The sequence below is a fragment of the Comamonas suwonensis genome (assembly GCF_012844455.2).
GTDB lineage: Bacteria > Pseudomonadota > Gammaproteobacteria > Burkholderiales > Burkholderiaceae_C > Comamonas > Comamonas suwonensis.
This window is the reverse complement of the sequence record NZ_JABBCQ020000049.1, coordinates 1-1,338: the sequence shown is the minus strand read 5'-3', so window position 1 is coordinate 1,338 and position 1,338 is coordinate 1. Positions and strand designations below refer to the sequence as shown.

At 63.1% G+C, this 1,338-nt stretch carries 1 protein-coding gene; it reads right to left on the bottom strand.

The annotated features are described in order from the left end of the window. Positions 1-42: 42 nt before the first annotated feature. Positions 43-1,268, bottom strand: a protein-coding gene (locus tag HF327_RS21775; protein WP_374941585.1) for an IS3 family transposase whose coding sequence is annotated in 2 segments (ribosomal slippage) — positions 43-920 and positions 920-1,268 — 1,227 coding nt in all. Because the reading frame shifts where the segments join, the coding sequence is not laid out codon by codon here. Positions 1,269-1,338: the final 70 nt, after the last annotated feature.

Below are 1,338 nucleotides of genomic sequence, written 5' to 3'. Positions count from 1 at the left end.
TGGAGTGCTTCCCGTATTTGAGGACAGGAACCCTCACGTAATTTAACGGGTTGCCATGGCCTTTCGGCGGAACTCGCGTGGCGAGTGATACCGCAGGGCGCTATGGGGGTGGTGCTCGTTGTAGTGCTCGAAGGCGATGGCCAGGTTGCCAATGGCTGTGCGGGCATCGGGCTTAGGCATGAAGTTCACGTAGTCACGCTTCATGGTCCTGACGAACGACTCTGCCATGCCATTGCTCTGGGGACTACTCACTGGTGTATTCACCGGCTCCAGGCCCACATCGCGGGCGAAGCTGCGGGTCAACGCGGCCGTGTAGGCGGAACCATTGTCCGAGAGCCATTGGATGGGCCTGTCTGGCAGTGCATTGCCGAAGCGCCGCTCCACGGCAGCCAGCATCACGTCGCGCACATCGTCACCCGTGTAGCCTTCTGTGGAGGCCACCCAGCTCATCGCCTCGCGGTCGCAGCAGTCCAGCGCAAACGTCGTGCGCACGGCCTCGCCGTTGTCGCAGCGGAACTCGAAGCCGTCCGAACACCAGCGCTGGTTGCTCGCACCCACCGAGACCTGCCCATCATGGCGGCGCTGTGGTCGCACTGCAGGAGCTCTGCGTTGCAGCAGTAGGCCGTGTGTGCGCATGACCCGGTAGACCCGCTTGACGTTGACCGCAGGCAACCCTTGGCAGGCCCGCTCACGCCGCAGCAACGCCCAGGCCCGGCGGTAGCCGTAACTGGGCAGGTTCTCGATGGCCGAGCGCAGTTGCTCCACCAGATCCTGATCATCGCTGTGGCGGCGCTGGCGGCCATCTGTCCAATCACTGCTGCGCAGCTGTCGCTTGACAGCCGCCGAGCGCGCCACGCCGAGAACATCACAGACCCGTTTCATTGGGTGTCCCCCGGCAGCAAGGGCGAGCGCGCAATCCAGTTTTTTGAGCGGCCATATTCCGCGGCTTCCTTGAGGATCTCGGCCTCCATGGTCTTCTTGCCCAGCAGGCGCTGGAGTTCCCGAATCTGGCGCATGGCATCGGCCAACTGCGCCGCAGGCACCGTGCTCTCGCCCACGGCCACCGGCGTCAGCTCTCCTTGCTGGTGCTGCTTGCGCCACAGGAACAACTGGTTCGCGTTGACGCCGTGCTGACGGGCCACCAGCGACACGCTGTAGCCGGGTTCGTAGCTCTGCTGGACCATGGCCAGCTTTTCCTGCGGCGACCAGCGGCGGCGCTTCTGCGGCCCCAGCACCTCTACGTTCGTTAGATTTTTAGGACTAGGCATAAATACAGTCACAAGACTACCTCTTAGGTTAAGAGGGTTTGCCTGTCCTCAGATCAATGGGGCCGCTCCA